This window comes from Streptomyces sp. NPDC059002 (genome assembly GCF_042740435.1).
Taxonomy (GTDB): Bacteria; Actinomycetota; Actinomycetes; order Streptomycetales; family Streptomycetaceae; genus Streptomyces.
Genome location: NZ_JBHYJI010000076.1, coordinates 7,437 through 29,662, shown reverse-complemented (window position 1 = coordinate 29,662; position 22,226 = coordinate 7,437). Strand labels below are relative to the sequence as shown.

Here is a 22,226-nt window from a genome sequence, read left to right as displayed (position 1 = left end):
CACGGGGGTTCCGGCAAGTCGCACATATTTAGGGTGTTTTACCGAGAAGGGACATACAGTCGCCGCACGATTACGCCACGTCGACCGTGCGCGGGATTATCAGGCCCCGAATGCCTTGTCCTTGCCCTTCACCGGCTTGGCACCGGCGAGAAGATGGGCCGGCACGAGGTCCCTGGCGGGCTCCGTGTAACCCACTGAAACGATCTTGTCGCCGCGATAGGTGAACGTCGTCAGCGACGCGAGCGTGCACTGCCGCTTGCGCGGGTCGTGCCAAAGACGCCGCTTCTCCACGAAGCTCCGCACGATCCAGATCGGCAACTGGTGGCTGACACACACCGCTTCATGCCCGCGGGCCGCGTCCTTCGCCGCGTCCAGGGCGCCCATCATCCGTACGACCTGCTCGATGTACGGCTCGCCCCAGGAGGGCTTGAAGGGGTTGACGAGGTGCTTCCAGTTGTCCGGGTTCTTCAGCGCGCCGTCGCCGACGCCGAAGGTCTTGCCCTCGAAGACGTTGCCCGCCTCGATGAGCCGGCCGTCCGTCGCGAGGTCGAGCCCGTGCACCTTGGCGATCGGCGTGGCCGTCTCCTGGGCGCGGTCCAGGGGCGAGGCGACGACATGGGTGATGTCGCGCCCGGAGAGATGCTCGGCGACGCGGTCGGCCATCTGCCGGCCGAGCTCCGAGAGGTGGTAGTCGGGCAGCCGCCCGTACAGGATCCCCTCGGGGTTGTGCACCTCGCCGTGGCGCATCAGATGGACGACGGTCAGCTCGTCGCCCGCTGCCGTGCCGGTCATGCGGTGGCCTCCGTAGCTTCCGCGGCCGCGCGCGCGGCACCCGGCAGGGCGGCGGCGATCCGCTCGATCGCCCGCTCGTCGTGGGCGGTGGACACGAACCAGGACTCGAAGGCCGAGGGCGGCAGATAGACGCCCTGCGACAGCATCGAGTGGAAGAAGGCGGTGAAGCGGAACGACTCCTGCGCCTTCGCGTCGTCGTAGTTGCGCACGTCCCTGTCGGTGAAGAAGACGGAGAACATGTTGGAGGCGTTCTGCAGCGTGTGCGCGACGCCCTCCTTGCTCAGCGCCTCGGTCACCAGGCCGCGCAGCTGGGCCGAGACCGCGTCGACCTTCTCGTACGCCGCGTCGTCCAGGAGCCGCAGCTGCGCGAGACCCGCGGCCGTCGCGACCGGGTTCCCGGAGAGCGTGCCCGCCTGGTAGACCGGGCCCGCGGGGGCGAGGTGCGCCATGACGTCGGCGCGGCCGCCGAAGGCCGCGGCGGGGAAGCCGCCGCCCATGACCTTGCCGAAGGTCATCAGGTCGGGCGTGACGCCGTCGACGCCGTACCAACCGGCCTTCGACGTACGGAAGCCCGTCATGACCTCGTCGGAGATGTAGAGGGCGCCGTTCTTGGCGCAGGCGGCCTTGAGGCCCTCGTTGAAGCCGGGGCCCGGCGGGACGACGCCCATGTTGCCCGGCGACGCCTCGGTGATCACGCAGGCGATCTCACCGGGGTACTTGTGGAAGGCCTCGTGCACCGCCTCCAGGTCGTTGTACGGCACGACGATCGTGTCGCCCGCCTGGGCGCCGGTGACGCCCGGGGTGTCGGGCAGGCCGAAGGTGGCCACGCCCGAACCGGCGGCGGCGAGCAGGGCGTCGACGTGGCCGTGGTAGCAGCCGGCGAACTTGATCACCTTGGCGCGGCCGGTGAAGCCACGCGCCAGACGGATGGCGGACATGGTCGCCTCGGTGCCGCTGGAGACGAGCCGCACCTGCTCGACGGGCTCGATGCGGGCCACGATCTCCTCGGCGAGCGCGACCTCGCCCTCACCGGGCGTACCGAAGGAGGTGCCGCGCGAGACGGCCTCCTGCACGGCGGCGATCACCTCGGGGTGGGAGTGTCCGAGGATCATCGGACCCCACGAGCACACGAGGTCGACGTATTCGCGGCCGTCGGCGTCGGTCAGGTACGGACCGGTACCGGACACCATGAACCGGGGCGTACCGCCCACAGCGCGGAACGCGCGCACGGGGGAGTTCACACCGCCGGGCGTCACGGCCGCCGCACGGTCGAAAAGAGTCTGCGAAACTGGGGCGCTATACGGGAAGCTCACACGAGCCATGGTGTCAGAGGGTTCGGAGATCCTGCGGACAGGTGTTTCACCCCACGTTTTAGCGGGTGACCGTGGGGGAGGTCACTGACACGATGATCGGGTTGCGTGGCGGGGGCCGCGGGGCCTAGAAAAGACAGGGCCGTGCCGCCCTGGCAAAGCAGTCGGGTGGAGATATGCATCGCGGTGGCGGACTGGGCGAGGGGACCGACGGCCTGGGTCCACGGCGTGCCCGGCGTGGCAAGCACCGGCGCGAGGCGGAACCGGCGCAGGCGCCCGAACAGGCGCGCAGCGGGTCCGGCAGGACCGAGCGGGACCGGGCGAGCAGCAGGAGTGGCGGGGTGGGGGTGACCTACAAGTACTTCGGCGCCCCGGACGGCGCGACCGCCGCCCGCGTGCCGATCTCGATGCGCCCCGAGGAACTCGGCGGCGACGAGCTGGGCATGGGCGGCATGTTCACGAAGATCAAGCCGGAGACGATGGCCGCGATGGTCCTCACCGGCATCGAGGGCATACCCCTGCACCGGGTCCCCCCGCTGGAACTGGTCGTCCTCCACCCCGACTACGCCGTGGTGAAGCTCCCCATGACCGTCGTCGACCCGCTGCGCGGCATCGGCGAGGAGTCGGTGGGCGCCGCGGCCTTCATATGGTCCACGGTCCCCGACCGAGGCGGCCCGCGCGACGCCTTCAACGTCTACCAACTCCTGCACGAGTGGCAGGACTTCAGCCACCGTCTGCATGACGCGGGGCATCAGGCTTACTGCCTGGTCTGGCCCTGAACCGGGTCTTCAAGGGCCTGACCCGGCCTGAACCGGGTCTTCAGCGGCCCGAAGACACCTTCGCCCCATGGCTCTCCAGCAGCCGGAGCGCCTCCTCGGAGCTGGAGCCTGCCTCGGCGGTGTAGACGCTCAGCCGCTGGTCCGGGTCGGCGGGCAGGGTGAGGGACTCGTAGTTGAGGGTGAGCGGGCCGACGACCGGGTGGTGGAAGTGCTTGCTGCCATGCGTGTGCCGGAACACGTTCTGGTCGGCCCACCAGCGGCGGAAGTCCTCGTCCGTGATGGAGAGTTCGCCGACGAGCTCGGCGAGCAGCGGATCGTGCGGATGGCGTCCGGCATCGCGCCGGAGCGAGGCGACGATGTCCTGGGCATGGGTTTCCCAGTGGGTGTACAGCGAGCGTGCGGTCTCGTCGCAGAACATGAACCGCACCAGGTTCCGCTCGCGGTGCGGCAGCGCGTCGAAGTCGGTGAGCAGCGCACGTGCCATCTCGTTGGACGCGAGGACGTCAAGGCGCCGCCCCAGCACGAGGGCGGGCGTGTGCTCCAGGATCCGGAGCAGGTCGCGCAGCCCCGGGCGGACCGGCTGCGGACGCGTCGCCGTGCGGCGGGGCCTGCCCGCGGCGGGCTTGGCGAGCTGGAACAGATGGGCGCGTTCGACGGGATCGAGGCGCAGCGCGCGGGAGATGGCGTCAAGGACGGTCTCGGAGACGTTCAGGCGGCGTCCGCGTTCCAGGCGTACGTAGTAGTCGACGCTCACGCCCGCCAGGTGCGCGATCTCCTCGCGGCGCAGTCCCGGCACGCGCCGGGAGCCGCCGTCGTCGGACAGGCCCGCCTGGCGCGGAGTGATCCGCGCCCGCCGGGAGCGGAGGAACTCACCGAGAGCTGCGTTGCGGTCCATGCCGTTCACGATAGGGCCCGAGATCGGCCCGACGGCCCGCGAGAGGGGGACTGGCGGTCCCCCCGTCCGGCTGTCCCCCGGCCCGGCCGTCCCCGGGGCGAAGCGGACCCCCCGGAAGCCGGTCCGCGGCCGATTCCGGTGCTGAAGTGGAACACGTCGAGACCGGCCGGGGCCCAACAGCGCCCCGGTCGGCCGCTGTTCGCAACGTACGAAGGGACCTCCTGTGTCGGACACCAAGACATTCCTGATCACCGGCGTCAGCACCGGCCTGGGCCGCGCACTCGGGCGCGCGGCCTTGGACGCGGGCCACCGGGTGGTGGGCACGGTGCGCACGCCCGCCGACGCACGGGCCTTCGAGGCGCTCGACGGCGACGCGCACGCCCGCATCCTGGACGTGACCGACCATGACGCCGTGGACAGGGTCGTGGCGGGGACCGAGCGCGACCTGGGCCCGGTCGACGTGCTCGTCGCCAACGCCGGGTACGGCCATGACGGCCTCTTCGAGGAGTCGTCGATGGACGACCTCCGCCGCCAGTTCGAGGTGAACGTCTACGGAACCGTGGCGGTGATCAAGGCCGTGCTGCCGCACATGCGAGAGCGCCGCGCGGGCCACCTCATCGCCGTCACCTCGATGGGCGGACTGATCACCATGCCGGGCCTCAGCTTCTACCACGGCAGCAAGTTCGCGGTGGAGGGCATCCTCGAGACGCTCGGCAAGGAGGTCGCCGGCTTCGGCATCCATGTCACCGCCGTCGAGCCGGGCAGCTTCCGCACCGACTGGTCCGGCCGCTCGATGATCCGCGCGCCCCGTGCGATCGCCGACTACGACGAGCTGTTCGAGCCGCTGCGCGCCCGGCGCATCAACGGCAGCGGGCAGCAGCCCGGCGACCCGGACAAGGCCGCGGCCGCGGTGCTGCGCATCGTGGCGGCCGAGCAGCCCCCGGCGCGCCTGCTGCTCGGCAACGACGCGCTGCGGCTCGTCCGGGCCGGACGCGACGCCTTCGAGCACGACATGCAGGCGTGGGCCGAGCTGTCGGCGTCCACCGACTTCGACGACGTCGGCCGGTCCGCCTGACGGCACGAATTCGGCCACCGGACGGCATTCCTCGCTGCCGTATTCTGACGGCATGGGGAAATCCGTCGACGGGCCAATGGGGATCGCCACCGCACTGGTGCGTTCCGCTTTTCTCGTCAATGCCGTCTATGCCGAGTCCGGCAGGGAGTACGGCCTGACGCCGCAGCAGGGACAGCTGCTCTGCGTCCTGATGGTCAAGCCGTACGGCATGCGGGAGTTGGGCGCGACGCTCGGCCTCGCGAAGTCCAGCCTCACGGGTCTGGTGGACCGCACGGCCCAGCACGGCCTGGTCCGCCGCGAGCCCGACCCCGAGGACGGGCGGGCGATCCGTGTCGCGCTGACCGACGAAGGCGCCGCGCTCGCCGAGGAGTTCTACGCCGAGACCTGCCGCAGGATCGACGCCCTGCCGGCCGGTCTCGGCGACGACGACCGCGGCACGCTCGCGGAACTGCTCGCCCGGGTCGTACGGGACAACGAGGTCCCGGTCGTCTTCATGGAGGAGCCCCGCGCCGCCAAGGCCGGGCCCCGACAGGTCAGGCCGTCCCGAAAAGCTCCGTGAAGCGCCCGGTGAACAGGTCGGCGCCCTTGTACTCGGCGACCGCCTCGGCCGGCAGCACGGACACCCCGTCGGGCCCCGGCACCTGGCCGACACCGCCCTTGGGGCCGAGCGGCAGCAGCACCGAGGGCACGGGCGACGGCACATAGCGGGCGGTGGGTTCCTCGCCGCGCAGCCGCGCCCTGATGTTCTCCGCGACGACCTCGGCGTGCCGCATCGCGTACCCGGCCATCTTGGCCTCGGCCACGTCGGTGAGGTCGCCGAGCGCGTAGATGTGCCCGTGGCCCTCGACGTTGAGCGTCTCGGTCACGCGGACCTGGCCCTTCGGCGTGCGGGCCGCGGCCAGCGCGGCGCCGAGGTAGTCGCTCTCGACGCGCACGCCGTGGCAGCGGAACCAGATGTCGGCGGTGACGTCCCCGCCGCCGGTGGTGCCGACCGTGAAGGTCTTCGCCCGCCCCGGTTCGACCGGCGGCTGCTCGGACAGGGCGGTGCCCAGGCGCAGTTCGACGCCGATCCCGTCGAGCTGGCGGTTCAGGTCGTCGCGCATCTCGGGCTCGTGGCCGGGCACGAGTTCGGTGGCCGGATCGACCACGACGACGTGCTTGTCCGGCCACACGGCCTTGATCTCACCGGACAGTTCGAGCCCGACGGGTCCCGCGCCCACGATCAACACCCGCTGGGATCCGGCGAGTTCGTCGTGCGTGGCACGCAGCCTGGCCAGCGCCTCGCTCGCCACGTCGGTGTCCATCTTGGCCGGGTACGGATAGCCGGAGCCGGTGGCGAGGACGAGGTAGTCGGCGTCGATCCGGTCGCCCGACGCGAGCGTGACACCCCCGCCGTCCACCGCGACGGCCCGGTCGCGCACGAACCGGCCGCGCCGCAGCAGCCCGTCGTACGGAAAGAAGATGTTGCCCGCCCAGCCGGGATCGACCAGGGCGCGCAGGGACCCCGCGGCGTGCACGAAGGCGTCCTTGGGGTCGACGAGGACGACGTCGGCGTCCTCGTCCAGCGCCTTGGCGACGGCGGCGCCGCCGTATCCCCCACCGATGACCGCGACAGTACGACCCATTTTCCCAACCCCCATTGATACGAGAACCGTTGACACGAGACCCGTTGACACGAGAACCGCTGACACGAGAACCGTCGATACGACACCCCGCGACCCCGAAGGACCACACGGGCATCTAGTTCGTTCCACGAACAATATTAGTTCGTGGAACGAACTGCAACAGCGGACCCGGCCGGAAAGCGCCCCTACTCCCCCCGCAGCGCGGCAAGTTGCTCGGCGAAGGGCACGACGACGGGCTCCTCCGCCCGCCCGGCCCCCGTCGGCTCCGCGACCAGCGGCCGCATGAGCCCCGCCAGCTCGGCGCCCGCCCGGTCGATCCGCTCCGCGAGCCCCTCCGCCCCCCAGTCCTCGGACGCCGCGTACACCCCCGTCGGCACGACGACGGAGCGCAGATACGCGAAGAGCGGGCGCAGCGCGTGGTCCAGGACGAGGGAGTGCCGGGGCGTGCCGCCGGTGGCCGCGACGAGGACCGGCGTACCGGCCAGCGCGTCCTTGTCGAAGCCGCTGACGGCGTCGAAGAAGGACTTGAAGAGCCCGCTGTACGAGGCCGAGAAGACCGGTGTCACGACGACCAGGCCGTCGGCGCCGGACACCGCGTCGACCGCGGCGCCCAGGGCGGACCCGGGGAACCCGGTGGTGAGGCCCTGGGCGATCTCCACGGCGAGGTCGCGCAGCTCGACGAACTCCACGTCCGCGTCGGCCTGCCGCCGCACGGCCGCCGCGAGCCGGTCGGCGAGCAGCCGGGTCGACGAGGGCACGCTCAGGCCCGCGGACACGACGACGAGCTTCATGCGGACACCTCTTCCTGCTCTTCCTGCTCTTCCTGTGCGGCGTCACGGTCCGCGACCCGCGCCGCATGGGTGGGCGCGTCCGGCACCCCCGCCGGACGGTTCTTGGCGAACTCCTCGCGCAGCACGGGGACGACCTCCTCGCCGAGGATGTCGAGCTGCTCAAGGACGGTCTTCAGCGGCAGCCCCGCGTGGTCCATGAGGAACAGCTGGCGCTGGTAGTCCCCCACCGTGTCGCGGAAGGACAGGGTCCGCTCGATCACCTGCTGCGGGGAGCCCACGGTCAGCGGGGTCTGCTCGGTGAAGTCCTCCAGCGAGGGACCGTGCCCGTAGACCGGCGCGTTGTCGAAGTAGGGCCTGAACTCCCGCACGGCGTCCTGGGAGTTCGCCCGCATGAAGACCTGCCCTCCGAGGCCCACGATCGCCTGCTCCTCGGTGCCGTGCCCGTAGTGCGCGTACCGCTGCCGGTACAGGTCGACCATCTTCTTCGTGTGCTCGGCGGGCCAGAAGATGTTGTTGTGGAAGAAGCCGTCTCCGTAGTACGCGGCCTGCTCGGCGATCTCCGGGGACCTGATCGACCCGTGCCAGACGAACGGCGCGACACCGTCGAGCGGGCGGGGCGTCGACGTGAAGGACTGCAGCGGCGTACGGAACTTCCCCTCCCACGTCACCACGCCCTCGTCCCACAGCCTGCGCAGCAGCGCGTAGTTCTCGACGGCGAGGTTGATGCCCTGGCGGATGTCCTTGCCGAACCACGGATAGACGGGCCCGGTGTTGCCGCGCCCCATCATCAGGTCCACGCGCCCGTCCGCGAGGTGCTGGAGCATCGCGTAGTCCTCGGCGATCTTCACCGGGTCGTTGGTGGTGATGAGGGTGGTGGAGGTGGAGAGGACCAGCTTCTCGGTGCGGGCGGCGATGTAGCCGAGCATCGTGGTCGGGGACGACGGCACGAAGGGCGGGTTGTGGTGCTCGCCGGTCGCGAAGACGTCGAGCCCGACCTCCTCGGCCTTGAGCGCGATGGCGACCATCGCCTTGATGCGCTCGGCCTCGGTCGGGGTACGACCGGTGGTCGGGTCGGCGGTCACGTCACCGACGCTGAAGATCCCGAACTGCATGGCCATGGCCGATCTCACTCTCCGCGGGTTGCTCAGGTTGTGCAGGCTGTTGCGCAGGTTGTTCATCTTTCAACTACACCTTACGGAACGGCGCGGCCCTCCCGCCTATTCCTCGCCCCCCGGCCACTGTCAGACCCCCCGCCTACCGTGAGCACATGAACCGATCACAGACACCCGACGTACGGCTCGAACCCTGGTCGGAGGACGGCGGCCTCGACCTCCTGCACGCCCTCAACACCCCGGAGTTGACCGAGTACCTGGGCGGCCCCGAGACCCGCGAAAAGGTCGAGGACCGGCACCGCCGCTACCTCGCGACCAACGACCACGACCGCGGTCAGATGTTCCGCATCGTCCTCGACGGCGAGCTCGCGGGGTCCATCGGCCACTGGGAGACGACCTGGCAGGGCGAGCAGGTCTGGGAGACGGGCTGGGGCGTCCTGCCCGCGTTCCAGGGCAGGGGCCTGGCGGCGACCGCGGCCCGCCTGCTCGTCCCCCACGTACGAGCGGCCGGCCGCCACCCCCACCTCCACGCCTTCCCCGCGACCGGCCACGCGGCGTCGAACGCGGTCTGCCGCAAGGCGGGCTTCACACTGGTCGGCGAGGCGTCCATCGAGTACCCGAAGGGGAACTGGCACCCCTGCAACGACTGGCGCCTCGCGCTGAACCCCGCGTAGGCCACGCCTCAGAACGCGTAGGCCACGCCTCAGAAGTAGTAGGCATCCCCGGTGTCCAGGGCCAGCACCGCGTGCTCGTTGTTCCGCGGGTTCGGGTCCGTGGCTCCGCCGTTCCACTCCGTACCGATCCGTACGCCCACCTCGCCCACCTCGCCCACCTCGCCCGGCCCGTCCGGCCCGTCCGGCCCACCCGGAGCCCCCCGCTCCCCCGCGACGCGCACCACGATCTCGACGGGCTCGCCCACGCTCCCCGCGTCCAGCGCGCCCGTGCGGCACAGGACCGTGTCCGCTCCCGACCGCAGGCACGCATCGGGCAGCGGCCGCGCATCCACGAGCGGCACCGACCAGCGCAGCCGCACGGTGGCTCCGGCGACGTCCATGGGCCCGTGGTTCTGCGGCACGAACCGGACTCGTACGACCCCTTCGTACAAGGACACGTCACCGTGGAAGGCGAGGTCGACCTCGGGGACCTCGGGCCCGCCGACGGCGGCACCCGCAACGGGCGCCACCCCCAGAACACCCCCGAACCCCAGCCCTACCCCCACCCCCAGGGCCACCCCCACCTTCACACCCACACCCACCCGCTGACCGACCCGAACCCGAAGACCCGACACAGCAACCTCCGCTTGCGCTTCCCGTCCGCTGCCCGCGTCCACGCACCCGCACGGGCACTTTGCCCCGATACCTTCCACTGCGTCCCCGCACACATGCCCCATGCCACCCTGTTGACCATGCTCACCACGCGCTCCATCGCCCTCTTCCTCCTCGCCGCGCTCTTCGAGATCGGCGGCGCCTGGCTGGTCTGGCAGGGCGTGCGCGAGCACCGGGGCTGGGCCTGGATCGGGGCGGGCGTCATCGCGCTCGGCGTCTACGGCTTCGTGGCCACGCTGCAGCCGGACGCCGAGTTCGGCCGCATTCTCGCCGCGTACGGCGGGGTGTTCGTCGCCGGATCCCTCGCCTGGGGCATGGTCGCGGACGGCTACCGGCCCGACCGGTGGGACGTCGTCGGGGCGCTGGTCTGCCTCGCGGGCGTCGCCGTGATCATGTACGCGCCGCGAGGCCGCTGAAATCGCACGCCTATCCTGGCGGATGGACCGATCTCACCAGTACGGGTACCGCACCGGATCCGCCTGCCAGAGGAGCGCACCATGACCGCCGTCGCCGCCACCCGCATCGCGATCGTCACCGGCGCGAGCAGCGGCATCGGTGCCGCCACCGCGCGCGGCCTGGCCGCCGCGGGATACCGCGTGGTCCTCACCGCGCGCCGCAAGGACCGCATCGAGGCCCTCGCCGCCGAGCTCACCGACGCCGGGCACGACGCGGTGGCGTACGCGCTCGACGTCACCGACCGCGAGGCCGTCGACACCTTCGCGACGGCCTTCAAGAAGATCGCCGTCCTGGTCAACAACGCGGGCGGCGCGCTCGGCGCGGACTCCATCGCCACCGGCGACCCGGCCGACTGGCGCCAGATGTACGAGACGAACGTCATCGGCACCCTGAACGTGACCCAGGCCCTGCTGCCCGCGCTCACCGCGAGCGGCGACGGCACGGTGGTGGTCCTGTCCTCCACCGCGGGCCACGGCACGTACGAGGGCGGCGGCGGCTACGTGGCCGCCAAGCACGCCGAGCACGTCCTCGCCGAGACCCTCCGCCTGGAGATCGTCGGCACCCCGGTCCGCGTCATCGAGATCGCGCCCGGCATGGTCAAGACGGACGGCTTCGCACTGACCCGCTTCGGCGGCGACGCCGACAAGGCCGCCAAGGTCTACGCGGGCGTCGCCGAGCCGCTCACCGCCGACGACGTGGCCGACACGATCACCTGGGCGGTCACCCGCCCGCCGCACGTCAACGTCGACCTCCTGGTCGTCCGCCCCCGCGCCCAGGCCTCCAACACCAAGGTCCACCGGGAGCTGTGACCATGCCCCTGCCCGCCGACGACCCCGGCACCCCCGCCTACTCCGCCGACGCCCCCGACCCGCTCGAACGCCTCACCCACGAGCAGGAGACCCGCCGCCTCGCCGAGGAGAAGAAGAACGAACGGATGATGTGGTGGTACCTCGCGTACTTCCTCTTCGGCATCCACATCGTCGCGTTCGTCATGATCTACGCGGTGACACACGCGAAGTGACGTACGCCCCCGGCCCGTTGCGGGACCGGGGGCGCACCTCGTCGGGGCCTGCGTCGGGCCGCCTCAGCCCTTCACGCAGATGACCTGCTTCAGCTTCGCCACGACCTCGACGAGGTCGCGCTGCTGGTCGATGACCTGCTCGATCGGCTTGTAGGCACCCGGGATCTCGTCCACGACGCCGGAGTCCTTGCGGCACTCGACGCCCCGCGTCTGCTCCTCCAGGTCCTTCGTCGAGAAGCGACGCTTCGCCGCGCCCCGGCTCATGCGCCGACCTGCGCCGTGCGAGGCCGAGTTGAAGGACGCCTCGTTGCCGAGGCCCTTCACGATGTACGAGCCGGTGCCCATCGAGCCCGGGATGATCCCGTAGTCACCGCTGCCGGCACGAATCGCGCCCTTACGGGTGACCAGCAGGTCCATTCCGTCGTAGCGCTCTTCGCTGACGTAGTTGTGGTGACAGGAAATGACCTCGCCAAAGGTCACCTTGGCCTTCTTGAACTCGCGGCGGATCACGTCCTGGGAGAGCGCCATCATCATGGCCCTGTTGTGCTTCGCGTACTCCTGCGCCCAGAACAGGTCGTGCCGGTACGCCGCCATCTGCGGGGTGTCCGCGACGAAGACGGCGAGATCGCGATCCACGAGGCCTTGGTTGTGCGGCAGCTTCTGGGCCTGGCCGATGTGGTGGTCCGCCAGCTCCTTGCCGATGTTCCGGGATCCGGAGTGCAGCATGATCCAGACCGAATTGTCCGAATCGAGGCATAGCTCCCAGAAGTGATTTCCCGCGCCAAGTGTCCCCATTTGCGCAACGGCCCGCCCGTGACGGAACTTGACCGCCTCAGCAACCCCCTCGAACCGCTCCCAGAAGTCATCCCACCCCGCCGTGGCCATCCCATGGAAGCGCCCCGGCTCCACGGGGTCGTCATGCATTCCCCGCCCCACCGGAATCGCCTGCTCGATCTTCGACCGCAGCCGCGAAAGATCACCCGGAAGGTCATTCGCGGTCAGCGAGGTCTTGACGGCGGACATGCCGCAGCCGATGTCGACGCCGACCGCCGCCGGGCAGACCGCGTCGCGCATGGCGATCACCGAGCCGACCGTCGCACCCTTGCCGTAGTGGACGTCCGGCATGACGGCGAGACCCTTGATCCACGGCAGTGTCGCGACGTTCTGGAGCTGACGCATCGCCGCGTCCTCGACCGACCTCGGGTCGGTCCACATCCGGATCGGTACCTTCGCACCGGGAACCTCTACGTACGACATATCGTCCTCATTCCCCCGTAATCAACTACAAGCCTAGAAGCGCAAATACCGGAGCCAAGGTCAACGAAAGGGGTAACGGACCGGCGTCCACGGCAGCGCGTGCGATAGACATTGTGTCCACCGGTCGCCCACCGGCGGCAACCGAATAACCAGGCAGGACCAGGCGAGAGGAGCCATCACGGTGCAGCGGAAGGCCAAGGCCTGTGTACCCGGTGCGGCCGCGCTCCTCGCGGCGCTGCTCGTCGGCTGCAGCGGCGGCTCCGGGCTCGGCGACGACGCCGACGACTCGAAGCCCGGCGACACCGGCAGCTCGACCGCTCCGGCGCGGCCCGGCAAGTACCGCACGCTCCCCGAACCCTGCGGCGAGGTCGACCGGAGCACGCTCGACGCGATGCTGCCCGGCCTGGAGGAGATGCCTGAGGGTGAGCAGCAGGAGAAGGCGTACGCGGGGACGCCCACGGTGACGTACGACACCGACCGGCGCGTGGGCTGCCGTTGGAAGGTCGAGTCGTCCGGCGCCTCGCACCACCTCCTCGTCGACTTCGAGCGCGTCGTGTCGTACGACGGAGCGGTCAGCGACGACGAGCGCGCGGCCTCCGTCTACGCGACGAAGCTCAAGGAGGCCGACCTTCCGGAGCCGACCTCCACGGAGACGGAGGAGGCCGAGGACGCCGAGGGCACCGAGGAGTCCGGCGAGCCCACGGACGGCGCGTCCGGCAAGGCCGGGGACTCCTCGGACTCCTCGGACTCCGCGGACTCCGAGGCGGGCGACAAGGCCCAGGGCGCCAAGGCGGACGACCCCGCCCCGTCCAAGAAGTCCACCAAGGACGGCAAGGACGGTAAGGGCGAAAAGGGCAGTGAGGGAGGAAAGGGCGGCTCGGACAACCCGACCGGCGGCGCCTCCCGGCCCGCCACCCCGCCCGCCGGTCTCGAACCCCGCACCCTCGACGACCTCGGCGACGAGGCCTTCCTCGACGACGCCCTCACCACCGCCACATCGGCCACCCGGCACCGCACCGTGACTGTGGTGTTCCGCACGTCGAACGTCATCGTGACCATCGAGTACGACGAGCAGCCGGGCCGCCGCACGGACGTGCCCGACAGCAAGGAAATGCAGGACAAGGCGCTGGAACTGGCCGACAGCCTCTCCGGGACGTTCGACGAGTAGCGGTCGCGAGAAGCGGGTCCGGAGGGGGTCCCGGGTCCGGTGAAGCGGATCCGCCCGTCGTCCCATGCGCGTACCGTGGCCCCTCGGACCCGACGACGTCACGAGACGAACCGGACGTCACGAGACGAACTGAGTGAAGGAACCATGCACCGACCTGCACAGCGACAGCGACAGCTCCGCAGCCGCCTCCTCGTCTGCGCGGCCGCCGTACCGGTGATCCTCGTCGCCTCCGGCTGCTCGTCCGACTCCGACTCCGGCTCCGACGGGGCCAAGAAGGACTCGGGCTCGAAGGCGTCGGCGTCGGCCAAGACCGGCGGCGACAAGGCCCCGAAGGTCGAGAAGGCCGCGTACGGCAAGCTTCCTGAGCCCTGCGAGGTCCTGTCGAAGAAGACGCTCGAGGAGCTGGTCCCGAAGGCGAAGGACAAGTCGGGCAAGGCGGGCACGTCCAGCGACACCGCCACGCGCGGCAGCTGCTCCTGGGACAGCCTCGACAACAACGGCGTGGACGGCTCGCAGTTCCGCTGGCTGCGCGTCTCGACGCTGCGCTTCGACTCGGACGCCTCGCTCGGCAGCGGCGCGAAGCGCGCACAGGACAACTTCGCCAAGCAGGTCTCGGACGCGCAGGCGACCAAGGACGCGAAGGGCCTGAAGTCCGAGCCCGTGCAGGGCGTCGGCGACCAGGCGACCCTCGTGAAGTACGACCTGAAGAAGGACAAGGACACCTTCAAGCAGCAGACGTTCGTGACCCGCGTGGAGAACGCGGTCATCACGGTCGACTACAACGGCGCGGGCCTCGCGGGCGACGAGTCCCCCGACGCGGGCGCCCTGGGCAAGGCCGCGCAGAAGGCCGCGAAGGAGGCCGCCGCGGCGGTCGTCGCGGCGAACGAGGGCGGCGGCAAGGCGTCGGGTTCGGGCGAGAAGCCGAAGGACGACGCCAAGTCCGAGGACTCCAAGGCCGATGACTCCAAGGCCAAGGACGACGCGAAGAGCGACGACAGCACGTCCGACGACTCCAAGTCGAAGGACAAGTCGGGCACCAGCAAGTCCTGACGAGGACCAAGAGGCCCAACAGGCCCAAGAGCCTCAACAGGCCCTACAGGCCCAACTCGCCGTACAGGCGCACAAATTGACGGAGCCCGGCCCCCTTGGGGGCCGGGCTCCCGGCGTACCGGCCCACGGCCCTCCGCACGCATGTGCCAGGCTGTCGCTCGCAACAAGCCGATACAGGCCGTACAGGGAGGGGTTCGCGGGTGGCCGCGATGCAGCTGACACGGACGCACCGGATACTCATCGGGGTGGTCGTCGCCGGTGCCGTCGTCATCGCCGGTATCGGCTTCGCGGGGTCGTACGCGGCCGTGCGGGAGCTCGCCGAGAAGAAGGGCTTCGGCGGCTTCTCGGTCGTCTTCCCCATCGGCATCGACGCGGGCATCTGCGTCCTGCTCGCCCTCGACCTCCTGCTGACCTGGATCCGCATCCCCTTCCCGCTGCTGCGCCAGACGGCGTGGCTGCTCACGGCGGCGACGATCGCGTTCAACGGCGCCGCGGCCTGGCCCGACCCGCTGGGCGTGGGCATGCACGCGGTCATCCCGGTCCTGTTCGTGGTCGCGGTCGAGGCGGCGCGGCACGCGGTGGGCCGGATCGCGGACATCACGGCCGACAAGCACATGGAGGGCGTGCGCCTCACGCGCTGGCTGCTCTCCCCCGTCCCGACGTTCAAGCTGTGGCGCCGCATGAAGCTGTGGGAACTGCGCTCCTACGAGCAGGTCATCAAGCTCGAACAGGACCGCCTCGTCTACCAGGCCCGCCTCCAGGCCCGCTTCGGCCGCTCCTGGCGCCGCAAGGCCCCCGTCGAGTCCCTCATGCCACTGCGCCTTGCCCGCTTCGGCGTCCCCCTCGCGGAAACCGCCCCCGCGGGCCTGGCGGCCGCCGGCATCGAGCCGGTCCTGCTCCCGCCCGCCCCCAAGACCGCGACGGCACCCGAAGCGACCGCCCAGCCCGCACAGCCCCAACTGCCCGCCGCCCCCGCCCCGTCCACCGTCCCGGCCCCCGACGCCCCCGACGCCCCCGACGAGACGCTCCCGGTGAACCAGCACGAGAGCCCCTGGTTCGCGGCCCACAACGCCTCGTACGAGCCCGTGGTCCCGTACGACCAGTGGTACGCCGAACAGGAACGCCTCCAGCAAGCGCAGCAGGGACAGCAAGCACAGAAGGGACAGCAGGAGCAGCTGGAGCAGCAAGCACAGCCGGGACCGCAGGGGCAGCAGCCTCCCGTCGCCGTACAACAGCCCCACCCCGCCCCGGAGTTCCCCGTCCCGAACGGCGCGGGCGGCACTCGCCCCCTCGGCGACGGCATCCCCCACCCGGAGCCCGCCCCCGCCCCCGAGCCCGCCGCGGCGCCCGCCCCCACCGACGAAGAGCTCTACCAGGTGTTCCGCCACTCGATAGAGGGCGAGGGCATGCCCACCCCGGGCGCATTCGCGGCCAACGTCGAGGCGGCCTACGGCCTGCGCCTCCAGTCCCGCCAACTGAACAACTACATGGACCGGTTCGCGGCCCGTCTCAACGACGAGCTGATGGAAGACCACATCGCGTAGCTCCCGGTTCATCCCGAACATCCGCTTTCCGTACCCTATTTGCCGTCATTTATGATCTTGGTCATGGGGCGGATACCGGATGTGGTGTTGCGGGGGCGGGGCGTCGTCTTCCGGCTGACGGCGAATGCGGTGCTGGTGGTGCGCGGCCGGGTGACGTGGACCGTGCCGCTGGCGGCGATCGGACGCGTCGCGTGCGCCGGTGGGCGCGTACGCCTTGAGCTGTCCGGCGGCGGCGAGGACGATGCCGTCGCGCTGACCACCCGCAACGTCACCGCAGCCGACGCCTTCACCCAGCGGCTGCGTTCGGCCCTGGGGCGGGTGTCGACCGTCGATCACGGGCCGTCGCTGGTGACGGTGCAGACTGCCGAGCGCCGCCGCCCGCGGCTGCCGGGGCGTCCCCTGCTCTGGCTGATCGGCCCCGCGGTGGTGGCGTACTTCGCGTTCTTCGAGGTGGCCCTGGAGCGGGGCGCCGAGGCGGGGATCGGCGGCCTGGTGGGCTTCATCATGCTCTACGGCCCCGTGGGCTGGCTGATGTTCGCCGTGGGCTGGAAAGAGGTCGTGCGGGACGCGCTGATCCTGTGGCGGCGGGGCATCACCGTTTCCGGCCGCATCCGCGACTACAAGTCGCACGGGGGCTCGGCCAGCTCGGACACGGAGTGGCGTCCCATCTACGAATTCCGGACGCTGGAGGGCGAGCACCTCGTCGTCACACAGCCGGTCGGTTACGCGCACAAGGGCAGGACGGGTCCGGTGGACGTGACCTACGACCCGCTGTCGCCGACCCGGGTCAGAAGCGCGCGCGACAGGCGACTCGCCGCGCGCGGCACCGTGTTGACGTTCTTCGGGGTGCTCTCGTTCGCCCTGCTGCTCATCCCGCTGTGGCTGGTCGTCGCCGGGCTCCTGCCGGGCTGAGCCCGCCGCGGCGGACGCCGGGGCTCAGGACGCCTTCGGCGGGACGAGGGTGCGCTCGGGGCCGAGTCGGGTGCTGGTGTCGGCGTAGAGCGTGACCTCGCCGTCGCTCCAGCGGACGATCAGGTCGTCGGGGCGGCCGTTGGGCGTGTAGTTGCCCGCCGTCATCACCTTGGCGTTCTTCCAGAGGGCGCCGGGCGCCTGCATCCGGGTCTCCTTGCCGATGCCGCGCGTGCTGACGTCCTGGTAGAGGGTGCGCTCGCCGTCGGTCCAGCGGACGATGATGTCCCAGTTGGCGTTGCCGGTGAAGTCGCCGCTGGTGAGCAGGGTGGCGTGCTTCCAGGTGGCGTTGGCCTTCTGGAGCTTGGTCTCCTTGCGGAAGCCGCGGCCGTCCACGTCGCTGTAGAGGCTGACCTCGCCGTCGCTCCAGCGTACGACGACGTCGTCGACCCACTTGTTGCCGCTGAAGCGGCCCGCGGTGAGCTGGTCGGCGTGCTTCCAGACGGATTTGGCGGCGGCGAGATTGATCTCCTTGCCGAAGCCCGCGGCGGTCACGTCGGGGTAGAGGGTGACCTCGCCGTCGGACCAGCGCACGATCAGGTCGGAGGTGTTGTTGCCGGTGAAGTCGCCACCGGTGATCGTCGTGGCGTGCTTCCAGGTCGAGTTGGCCTTCCGGAGCCGGCGCTCGGCGGTGAAGCCGCCCTTGCCGTTGCCGGGGTGGAGGGTGACCTCGCCGTCGGTCCACACGGCGAGCAGGTCGGCCTTGCCGTCACCGGTGTAGTCGCCGGTGGCCAGCTGCTTGGCGTGCTGCCAGGTCTCGCCCACGCCGAGGGTCCTGGGCAGCGGCGGCCGCTTGACCGTGCCGACGTTCTTGACGGCGTCGTCGTAGAGCTTGAAGACCTCGTCGTCGTAGTACGGCGCGTACGAGACGGAGTCGGTGGCCCCGCCGCCGCCCACGCCGCCGAGGTTGCCGACGACCTGGCCCGTCTTGGTCTTCTCGTCGAAGTTCATCAGCCAGGGGCTGCCGGAGGTGCCGCCGTAGAAGCCGCCGCACTCCATGCGCAGCTGCTTGTACCCGGTCAGGCGGGTCGTCTTCGTCCGGCACTTGATCGCCTGGTCCTTGGGCGCGTTCTTGGCCGACGGATAGCCGATGACGGTGACCCAGACCTTGTAATTCGGCGTGCGGGTCAGCTTGTTGGCGCCGGTGATCTTCTCGACCTGGCGGCCGAGTTTGTCGGGCTTGACCGTCGCGAAGGCGAAGTCGAGGTCGGATCCGGGGCCGTAGGTGGTGTGCCGCGGGTCCTTGAAGACCCGGTCGACCGCCCAGATGCCGTTGGGCTGCTGTGCGGGCTTCTTGCCCGTGCGGTATTGGGGTACGAAGGCGTACTTGTTGCCGTTTCCGCAGTGCCCCGCGGTGAGGATCAGATTGCCCTTGGGGCTGTGCACGACGCTGGCCGTGCAGTTGTGGGTGGCCATTCCCTTGTCGACGAAGTACAGCACGCCGATGGTCTTGGAGCCTTCGTAGTCGGTCTTGGCACCGGCGGCGTAGGCGACGGGCCCCGAGGCCTTGGCACGCCGCTTTCCGGCGTCCGTACCGCTCCCGGCGTCCTTTTCCGTTTCCGTGGCCGGAAGCGGCGTCGCCGACTCCATGCGGTCGGCGGTCCAGAACCGCTCCGCGTCCTCAACTGCCCATTCCGCACCGCTCTTGCGCGGAACGGTCTCCTCGATCTTCCATTCCGGTGTGGCCGGCGCGGCGGAAGCGGTGGTCGCCGAAGCAGCGAGGAATCCGCTGCCCATCCCCACGGCGACGGCCCGGGCCCAACGAGAAATACGCACAACTGCCTTTCTGCTGCGATTCGCAGAACGAACTGGGTGGTCGGCTGCGATCGCGTACCGAACGGCCGGGCACCCGAGGTCGGGCGGGTGCACGGGCTCCCCCTGGATAGGATCGCAAGGCACGGATCCAGCAACCGGAATGAGCTCCGCTCGTCCGAACCCGAGGACTGCACCTTATGCCACACAAACGCGCCGCAACCGTCGGAGCGATCACTCTCGCCCTTTCCCTCGCGGGCATCACGAGTTCCGCTGCGGGCGCGGGCGATCAGGGTGAACTCACCGTCTCTCCCGGCTCGGTGCGCCCCGGCGAACGCGTCACGCTGTCGGTCGTGAATCCCGAACTCATGGATCAGATGGACGACGACAAGAAAGTGACCGTACGGTCCGACGCATTCTCGGGACCGGTGAAACTGGACTCCTCGGGAAAGGTCTCGTGGAAGGGCCACGCCACGGTCCGCTGCGACGCGAAGCCGGGCGACCACACCCTCCGCTTCGACGAGCCGGTCCCGCCGGACGAGGCCGAGTCGAACGGCAAGGTGACGGTGGAAAAGGCCGACAAGGCCAGCAAGGCCGCGTGCGACGACAGCACCGACACGAATGACGGCCTGAGCACCACGGCCATCGGCTTCATCGCGGGCGCGGCCACCGTCGTCGTCGCCGCGCTGGCCTTCGTCTTCGTGCACCGCAGGCGCCGTCGCGGGTAGGGGCGCGGGGGGAACCGCGCGACCAGCCCCCACCCGCCCGCGGTGAAGCGGCTACGCCCGGGACTTGGCCGCGTGCTTGCCCAACTCCCCGTACAGGGCAAGCGCAGCGCCGGCCACCAGCAGCACGAGGTACAACGGCGTCGGCACGTCCCACCACTTGTGCAGCAGCCCCCAGGGCTCGTCCCCGAAGATGCGTCCCGCGGCACCGAGGCCGCCCTGAATGCCGACGACCCATCCGACGATGGCGATGATTTCCTTCATACAAAGATGATCGCCGGGGGCAGGGACGAAGACGTCCTGCCCCCGGCGGAATCACGGGTAGTCCGAAGGATGCAGCGCCACGGCGCGACGCATCGCGCCGCGCCCCGGCGGACCGCTACGCCGCGAGCAGCTTGCGCACCCGCTCCGCCCCCACGGCGAGCAGCAGCGTGGGCAGCCGCGGCCCGGTCTCCCGGGTGACGAGGAGGCGGTAGAGCAGCGCGAAGAACGTGCGCTGCGCGACCTTGATCTCCGGCGGCAGCTCCTTGGCCGTCGCGTCCGCGGAGAACCCGGCCCGCACCTTCGGCACGCCGTAGACGAGGTGGGTGAGCCCGTCGAGGGACCAGTGCGAGTCGAGCCCGTCGAGGAGCAGCCGCAGCGACTCGCGGCCCTCGTCGTCCAGGGCGGAGAGCAGCTCGGTGTCCGGCTCGGTGCGGACGATCGTGCGGGCCTCGGCCGGAACCTGGGTGGTGATCCAGTTCTCGGCGCGGTCGAGCCGGGGCCGTGTCTCGTCGAGGGACGTGATCGGGTCGGACGGGTCGAGGTCGCGCAGGATCCGCAGGGTCTGGTCCTCGGCACCGGCGGTGATGTCGGCGACGGAGGCCAGCGTGCGGTACGGCAGCGGCCGCGGGGTGCGCGGCAGCTCACCGGCGGCGGTGCGCACGGCACGGGTGTGCGCGGCGGCGTCGGCGGGCAGCACCGTGCCGTCGGCGACCTTGGCCTCCAGCTTGTCCCACTCGTCGTAGAGCCGCTGGATCTCCTGGTCGAAGGCGATCTTGAAGGACTGGTTGGGCCTGCGGCGCGCGTACAGCCAGCGGAGCAGCGGCGCCTCCATGATCTTCAGCGCGTCGCCGGGGGTCGGCACGCCGCCCTTGGAGGACGACATCTTGGCCATGCCGGAGATGCCCACGAAGGCGTACATGGGGCCGATGGGCTGTGCGCTGTCGAAGATCTGGCGCACGATCTGGCCGCCGACGACGAAGGAGGACCCCGGGGACGAGTGGTCGACGCCGCTCGGCTCGAAGATCACGCCCTCGTACGCCCAGCGCATCGGCCAGTCGACCTTCCAGACCAGCTTGCCGCGGTTGAACTCGCTGAGCAGGACCGTCTCGCCGAAGCCGCACGCCGTGCAGGTGTAGACGAGCTCGGTGGTCTCGTCGTCGTACGAGACGACGGTGGTCAGGTCCTTCTCGCACTGCCCGCAGTACGGCTTGTACGGGAAGTACCCGCCGGTGCCGCCGCTGCCGTCGTCCTCGCCCGCGGCGCCGGAGCCCTCGGCGGCCTCCAGCTCGGCCTCGTCGACGGGCTTCTGCTGCTTCTTGCCCTTGCCGCCCGCCGCCGGGTCCTTCTTGGTGCGGTACTGGTCGAGGATCGCGTCGATGTCGCCGCGGTGCTTCATGGCGTGCAGGATCTGCTCGCGGTAGACCCCGGAGGTGTACTGCGCGGTCTGGCTGATCCCGTCGTACTCCACAGCGAGCTCGTCGAGCGCCGCGGTCATGGCCGCCTTGAAGTGCTCGGCCCAGTTCGGGTACGCGGAGCCGGCCGGGGCGGGCACGGAGGTCAGCGGCTTGCCGATGTGCTCGGCCCAGGACTCGTCGATGCCGGGGACGCCGGCCGGGACCTTGCGGTAGCGGTCGTAGTCGTCCCAGGAGATCAGGTGCCTGACCTCGTGCCCGCGGCGGCGGATCTCGTCGGCGACCAGGTGCGGGGTCATGACCTCGCGCAGGTTGCCCAGGTGGATCGGCCCTGAGGGGGAGAGCCCGGAGGCCACGACAACGGGTTTGCCCGGGGCACGACGCTCCGACTCGGCGATGACCTCGTCCGCGTAGCGGGAGACCCAGTCGGTGGTATCAGTGCTCTGAGCTGCCACGATCGGCACGTCCTCTTGTTTCCTCGGAATTCTCGGAATCTGGCGTCAGCCATTGTCCCAGACGGAACGAGCCGGTCCGGGGTTGCTCTTATCCAGGAGAATCGGTGTCCGTCCTCATGGGACACTTGATGCTCACCCTGATGCACCCCATTTACGAGAACGGAAGCTCATGGCCCCGGTCACGTCCCTCACCGCCTCCGTCCACCAGCGCCTCGCGGACGCCCTCTCGGCTGCCCTGCCGGAGGCCGGTTCCGCGGATCCGCTGCTGCGACGTAGCGACCGGGCGGACTTCCAGGCCAACGGCATCCTGGCGCTCGCGAAGAAGGCCAAGGCCAACCCGCGGGAGCTGGCCACCCAGGTCGGGGGGGGGGACGACCACAGACAGCTGAAGAGCCGGCAGGCGGAGTGGGCCCGCGCCCGGGACACCCTAACGGTCACAAGACCCACAG

General features: G+C 70.4%; 23 protein-coding genes and 1 pseudogene. 13 read left to right on the top strand and 11 right to left on the bottom strand.

What is annotated here, in order from left to right:
• Positions 1-99: 99 nt before the first annotated feature.
• Positions 100-792, bottom strand: coding sequence for a histidine phosphatase family protein (locus ACFWZ2_RS38985; RefSeq protein WP_384554111.1), 693 nt, complete (start codon positions 790-792; stop codon positions 100-102).
• Positions 789-2,114 carry a glutamate-1-semialdehyde 2,1-aminomutase gene (hemL, locus tag ACFWZ2_RS38980; RefSeq protein WP_384554110.1) on the bottom strand — a complete coding sequence of 442 codons (1,326 nt, stop codon included), beginning with the start codon at positions 2,112-2,114 and terminating at the stop codon, positions 789-791. The genes ACFWZ2_RS38985 and hemL overlap by 4 nt, the downstream gene beginning before the upstream one ends.
• 164 nt (positions 2,115-2,278) lie before the next feature.
• Between hemL and ACFWZ2_RS38975 the strand changes: the two genes are divergently transcribed.
• A complete protein-coding gene (locus tag ACFWZ2_RS38975) occupies positions 2,279-2,881 on the top strand; it encodes a hypothetical protein (protein WP_384554108.1) in 603 nt (200 codons plus the stop codon).
• Between the two features lie 40 nt (positions 2,882-2,921).
• Here ACFWZ2_RS38975 and ACFWZ2_RS38970 read toward each other — a convergent pair whose 3' ends face one another.
• Complete coding sequence (locus tag ACFWZ2_RS38970; protein WP_384554106.1) at positions 2,922-3,776, bottom strand: helix-turn-helix transcriptional regulator; 855 nt, start codon at positions 3,774-3,776, stop codon at positions 2,922-2,924.
• Between the two features lie 223 nt (positions 3,777-3,999).
• Here ACFWZ2_RS38970 and ACFWZ2_RS38965 point away from each other — a divergent pair, with 223 nt between their 5' ends.
• Positions 4,000-4,851, top strand: coding sequence for an oxidoreductase (locus ACFWZ2_RS38965; RefSeq protein ID WP_384554104.1), 852 nt, complete (start codon positions 4,000-4,002; stop codon positions 4,849-4,851).
• A 76-nt stretch (positions 4,852-4,927) separates the two neighbouring features.
• A complete protein-coding gene (locus ACFWZ2_RS38960; protein ID WP_384554134.1) occupies positions 4,928-5,410 on the top strand; it encodes a MarR family winged helix-turn-helix transcriptional regulator in 483 nt (160 codons plus the stop codon).
• Here ACFWZ2_RS38960 and ACFWZ2_RS38955 read toward each other — a convergent pair.
• From ACFWZ2_RS38955 to ACFWZ2_RS38945, 3 genes are all read right to left on the bottom strand, one after another.
• Positions 5,385-6,476, bottom strand: coding sequence for an NAD(P)/FAD-dependent oxidoreductase (locus ACFWZ2_RS38955; protein ID WP_384554102.1), 1,092 nt, complete (start codon positions 6,474-6,476; stop codon positions 5,385-5,387). The genes ACFWZ2_RS38960 and ACFWZ2_RS38955 overlap by 26 nt on opposite strands.
• Before the next feature lie 185 nt (positions 6,477-6,661).
• Positions 6,662-7,267, bottom strand: coding sequence for an FMN reductase (locus ACFWZ2_RS38950; protein WP_384554101.1), 606 nt, complete (start codon positions 7,265-7,267; stop codon positions 6,662-6,664).
• Positions 7,264-8,379: an LLM class flavin-dependent oxidoreductase gene (locus tag ACFWZ2_RS38945; RefSeq protein ID WP_384554132.1), complete on the bottom strand. Its 1,116-nt coding sequence runs from the start codon at positions 8,377-8,379 to the stop codon at positions 7,264-7,266. The genes ACFWZ2_RS38950 and ACFWZ2_RS38945 overlap by 4 nt, the downstream gene beginning before the upstream one ends.
• Positions 8,380-8,534: 155 nt before the next feature.
• On the opposite strand from ACFWZ2_RS38945, the gene ACFWZ2_RS38940 reads away from it, so the two are divergent.
• Positions 8,535-9,053 (top strand): GNAT family N-acetyltransferase, encoded by a 519-nt coding sequence (locus tag ACFWZ2_RS38940; protein ID WP_384554099.1) that lies wholly within the window; start codon positions 8,535-8,537, stop codon positions 9,051-9,053.
• A 29-nt stretch (positions 9,054-9,082) separates the two neighbouring features.
• Here ACFWZ2_RS38940 and ACFWZ2_RS38935 read toward each other — a convergent pair whose 3' ends face one another.
• On the bottom strand, positions 9,083-9,562 hold the full coding sequence (locus ACFWZ2_RS38935) for a hypothetical protein (RefSeq protein ID WP_384554097.1): 480 nt from the start codon (positions 9,560-9,562) through the stop codon (positions 9,083-9,085).
• Between the two features lie 222 nt (positions 9,563-9,784).
• On the opposite strand from ACFWZ2_RS38935, the gene ACFWZ2_RS38930 reads away from it, so the two are divergent.
• The 3 genes from ACFWZ2_RS38930 to ACFWZ2_RS38920 all read left to right on the top strand — a co-directional run bounded on the left by ACFWZ2_RS38930 (position 9,785) and on the right by ACFWZ2_RS38920 (position 11,181).
• On the top strand, positions 9,785-10,120 hold the full coding sequence (locus ACFWZ2_RS38930; RefSeq protein WP_098244073.1) for a YnfA family protein: 336 nt from the start codon (positions 9,785-9,787) through the stop codon (positions 10,118-10,120).
• Between the two features lie 81 nt (positions 10,121-10,201).
• Positions 10,202-10,969 carry an SDR family NAD(P)-dependent oxidoreductase gene (locus ACFWZ2_RS38925; protein WP_384554095.1) on the top strand — a complete coding sequence of 256 codons (768 nt, stop codon included), beginning with the start codon at positions 10,202-10,204 and terminating at the stop codon, positions 10,967-10,969.
• Between the two features lie 2 nt (positions 10,970-10,971).
• On the top strand, positions 10,972-11,181 hold the full coding sequence (locus ACFWZ2_RS38920) for a hypothetical protein (protein ID WP_384554093.1): 210 nt from the start codon (positions 10,972-10,974) through the stop codon (positions 11,179-11,181).
• A 63-nt stretch (positions 11,182-11,244) separates the two neighbouring features.
• On the opposite strand, the gene ACFWZ2_RS38915 is transcribed toward ACFWZ2_RS38920, so the two are convergent.
• Positions 11,245-12,438: an RtcB family protein gene (locus tag ACFWZ2_RS38915; RefSeq protein ID WP_384554091.1), complete on the bottom strand. Its 1,194-nt coding sequence runs from the start codon at positions 12,436-12,438 to the stop codon at positions 11,245-11,247.
• 181 nt (positions 12,439-12,619) lie between these two features.
• Between ACFWZ2_RS38915 and ACFWZ2_RS38910 the strand changes: the two genes are divergently transcribed.
• From ACFWZ2_RS38910 to ACFWZ2_RS38895, 4 genes are all read left to right on the top strand, one after another.
• On the top strand, positions 12,620-13,606 hold the full coding sequence (locus ACFWZ2_RS38910) for a DUF3558 domain-containing protein (protein WP_384554089.1): 987 nt from the start codon (positions 12,620-12,622) through the stop codon (positions 13,604-13,606).
• Between the two features lie 144 nt (positions 13,607-13,750).
• The gene (locus ACFWZ2_RS38905) at positions 13,751-14,656 is read left to right on the top strand and encodes a DUF3558 family protein (protein ID WP_384554087.1); all 906 of its coding nucleotides are present in this window, start codon (positions 13,751-13,753) and stop codon (positions 14,654-14,656) included.
• A 209-nt stretch (positions 14,657-14,865) separates the two neighbouring features.
• On the top strand, positions 14,866-16,200 hold the full coding sequence (locus ACFWZ2_RS38900) for a DUF2637 domain-containing protein (RefSeq protein ID WP_384554085.1): 1,335 nt from the start codon (positions 14,866-14,868) through the stop codon (positions 16,198-16,200).
• Between the two features lie 63 nt (positions 16,201-16,263).
• A complete protein-coding gene (locus ACFWZ2_RS38895; protein ID WP_384554083.1) occupies positions 16,264-17,112 on the top strand; it encodes a DUF3592 domain-containing protein in 849 nt (282 codons plus the stop codon).
• A 24-nt stretch (positions 17,113-17,136) separates the two neighbouring features.
• On the opposite strand, the gene ACFWZ2_RS38890 is transcribed toward ACFWZ2_RS38895, so the two are convergent.
• The gene (locus ACFWZ2_RS38890) at positions 17,137-18,945 is read right to left on the bottom strand and encodes a trypsin-like serine peptidase (RefSeq protein ID WP_384554082.1); all 1,809 of its coding nucleotides are present in this window, start codon (positions 18,943-18,945) and stop codon (positions 17,137-17,139) included.
• Between the two features lie 176 nt (positions 18,946-19,121).
• On the opposite strand from ACFWZ2_RS38890, the gene ACFWZ2_RS38885 reads away from it, so the two are divergent.
• Positions 19,122-19,649 carry a hypothetical protein gene (locus tag ACFWZ2_RS38885; RefSeq protein WP_384554080.1) on the top strand — a complete coding sequence of 176 codons (528 nt, stop codon included), beginning with the start codon at positions 19,122-19,124 and terminating at the stop codon, positions 19,647-19,649.
• 51 nt (positions 19,650-19,700) lie between these two features.
• Here the strand turns inward: ACFWZ2_RS38885 and ACFWZ2_RS38880 are convergent, their stop codons facing one another.
• Positions 19,701-19,910: a hypothetical protein gene (locus ACFWZ2_RS38880; protein WP_384554079.1), complete on the bottom strand. Its 210-nt coding sequence runs from the start codon at positions 19,908-19,910 to the stop codon at positions 19,701-19,703.
• A 115-nt stretch (positions 19,911-20,025) separates the two neighbouring features.
• On the bottom strand, positions 20,026-21,786 hold the full coding sequence (lysS, locus tag ACFWZ2_RS38875; protein ID WP_384554077.1) for a lysine--tRNA ligase: 1,761 nt from the start codon (positions 21,784-21,786) through the stop codon (positions 20,026-20,028).
• Between the two features lie 160 nt (positions 21,787-21,946).
• Here lysS and ACFWZ2_RS38870 point away from each other — a divergent pair.
• Positions 21,947-22,226: pseudogene (locus ACFWZ2_RS38870) on the top strand (hypothetical protein); the annotation flags it as partial.

Coding starts and splice junctions, on each gene's coding strand:
- ACFWZ2_RS38985 (WP_384554111.1), bottom strand. CDS start 792: ATGACCGGCACGGCAGCGGGCGACGAGCTGACCGTCGTCCATCTGATG.
- hemL (WP_384554110.1), bottom strand. CDS start 2,114: ATGGCTCGTGTGAGCTTCCCGTATAGCGCCCCAGTTTCGCAGACTCTT.
- ACFWZ2_RS38975 (WP_384554108.1), top strand. CDS start 2,279: ATGCATCGCGGTGGCGGACTGGGCGAGGGGACCGACGGCCTGGGTCCA.
- ACFWZ2_RS38970 (WP_384554106.1), bottom strand. CDS start 3,776: ATGGACCGCAACGCAGCTCTCGGTGAGTTCCTCCGCTCCCGGCGGGCG.
- ACFWZ2_RS38960 (WP_384554134.1), top strand. CDS start 4,928: ATGGGGATCGCCACCGCACTGGTGCGTTCCGCTTTTCTCGTCAATGCC.
- ACFWZ2_RS38955 (WP_384554102.1), bottom strand. CDS start 6,476: ATGGGTCGTACTGTCGCGGTCATCGGTGGGGGATACGGCGGCGCCGCC.
- ACFWZ2_RS38950 (WP_384554101.1), bottom strand. CDS start 7,267: ATGAAGCTCGTCGTCGTGTCCGCGGGCCTGAGCGTGCCCTCGTCGACC.
- ACFWZ2_RS38945 (WP_384554132.1), bottom strand. CDS start 8,379: ATGCAGTTCGGGATCTTCAGCGTCGGTGACGTGACCGCCGACCCGACC.
- ACFWZ2_RS38940 (WP_384554099.1), top strand. CDS start 8,535: ATGAACCGATCACAGACACCCGACGTACGGCTCGAACCCTGGTCGGAG.
- ACFWZ2_RS38930 (WP_098244073.1), top strand. CDS start 9,785: ATGCTCACCACGCGCTCCATCGCCCTCTTCCTCCTCGCCGCGCTCTTC.
- ACFWZ2_RS38925 (WP_384554095.1), top strand. CDS start 10,202: ATGACCGCCGTCGCCGCCACCCGCATCGCGATCGTCACCGGCGCGAGC.
- ACFWZ2_RS38920 (WP_384554093.1), top strand. CDS start 10,972: ATGCCCCTGCCCGCCGACGACCCCGGCACCCCCGCCTACTCCGCCGAC.
- ACFWZ2_RS38915 (WP_384554091.1), bottom strand. CDS start 12,438: ATGTCGTACGTAGAGGTTCCCGGTGCGAAGGTACCGATCCGGATGTGG.
- ACFWZ2_RS38905 (WP_384554087.1), top strand. CDS start 13,751: ATGCACCGACCTGCACAGCGACAGCGACAGCTCCGCAGCCGCCTCCTC.
- ACFWZ2_RS38900 (WP_384554085.1), top strand. CDS start 14,866: ATGCAGCTGACACGGACGCACCGGATACTCATCGGGGTGGTCGTCGCC.
- ACFWZ2_RS38895 (WP_384554083.1), top strand. CDS start 16,264: ATGGGGCGGATACCGGATGTGGTGTTGCGGGGGCGGGGCGTCGTCTTC.
- ACFWZ2_RS38885 (WP_384554080.1), top strand. CDS start 19,122: ATGCCACACAAACGCGCCGCAACCGTCGGAGCGATCACTCTCGCCCTT.
- ACFWZ2_RS38880 (WP_384554079.1), bottom strand. CDS start 19,910: ATGAAGGAAATCATCGCCATCGTCGGATGGGTCGTCGGCATTCAGGGC.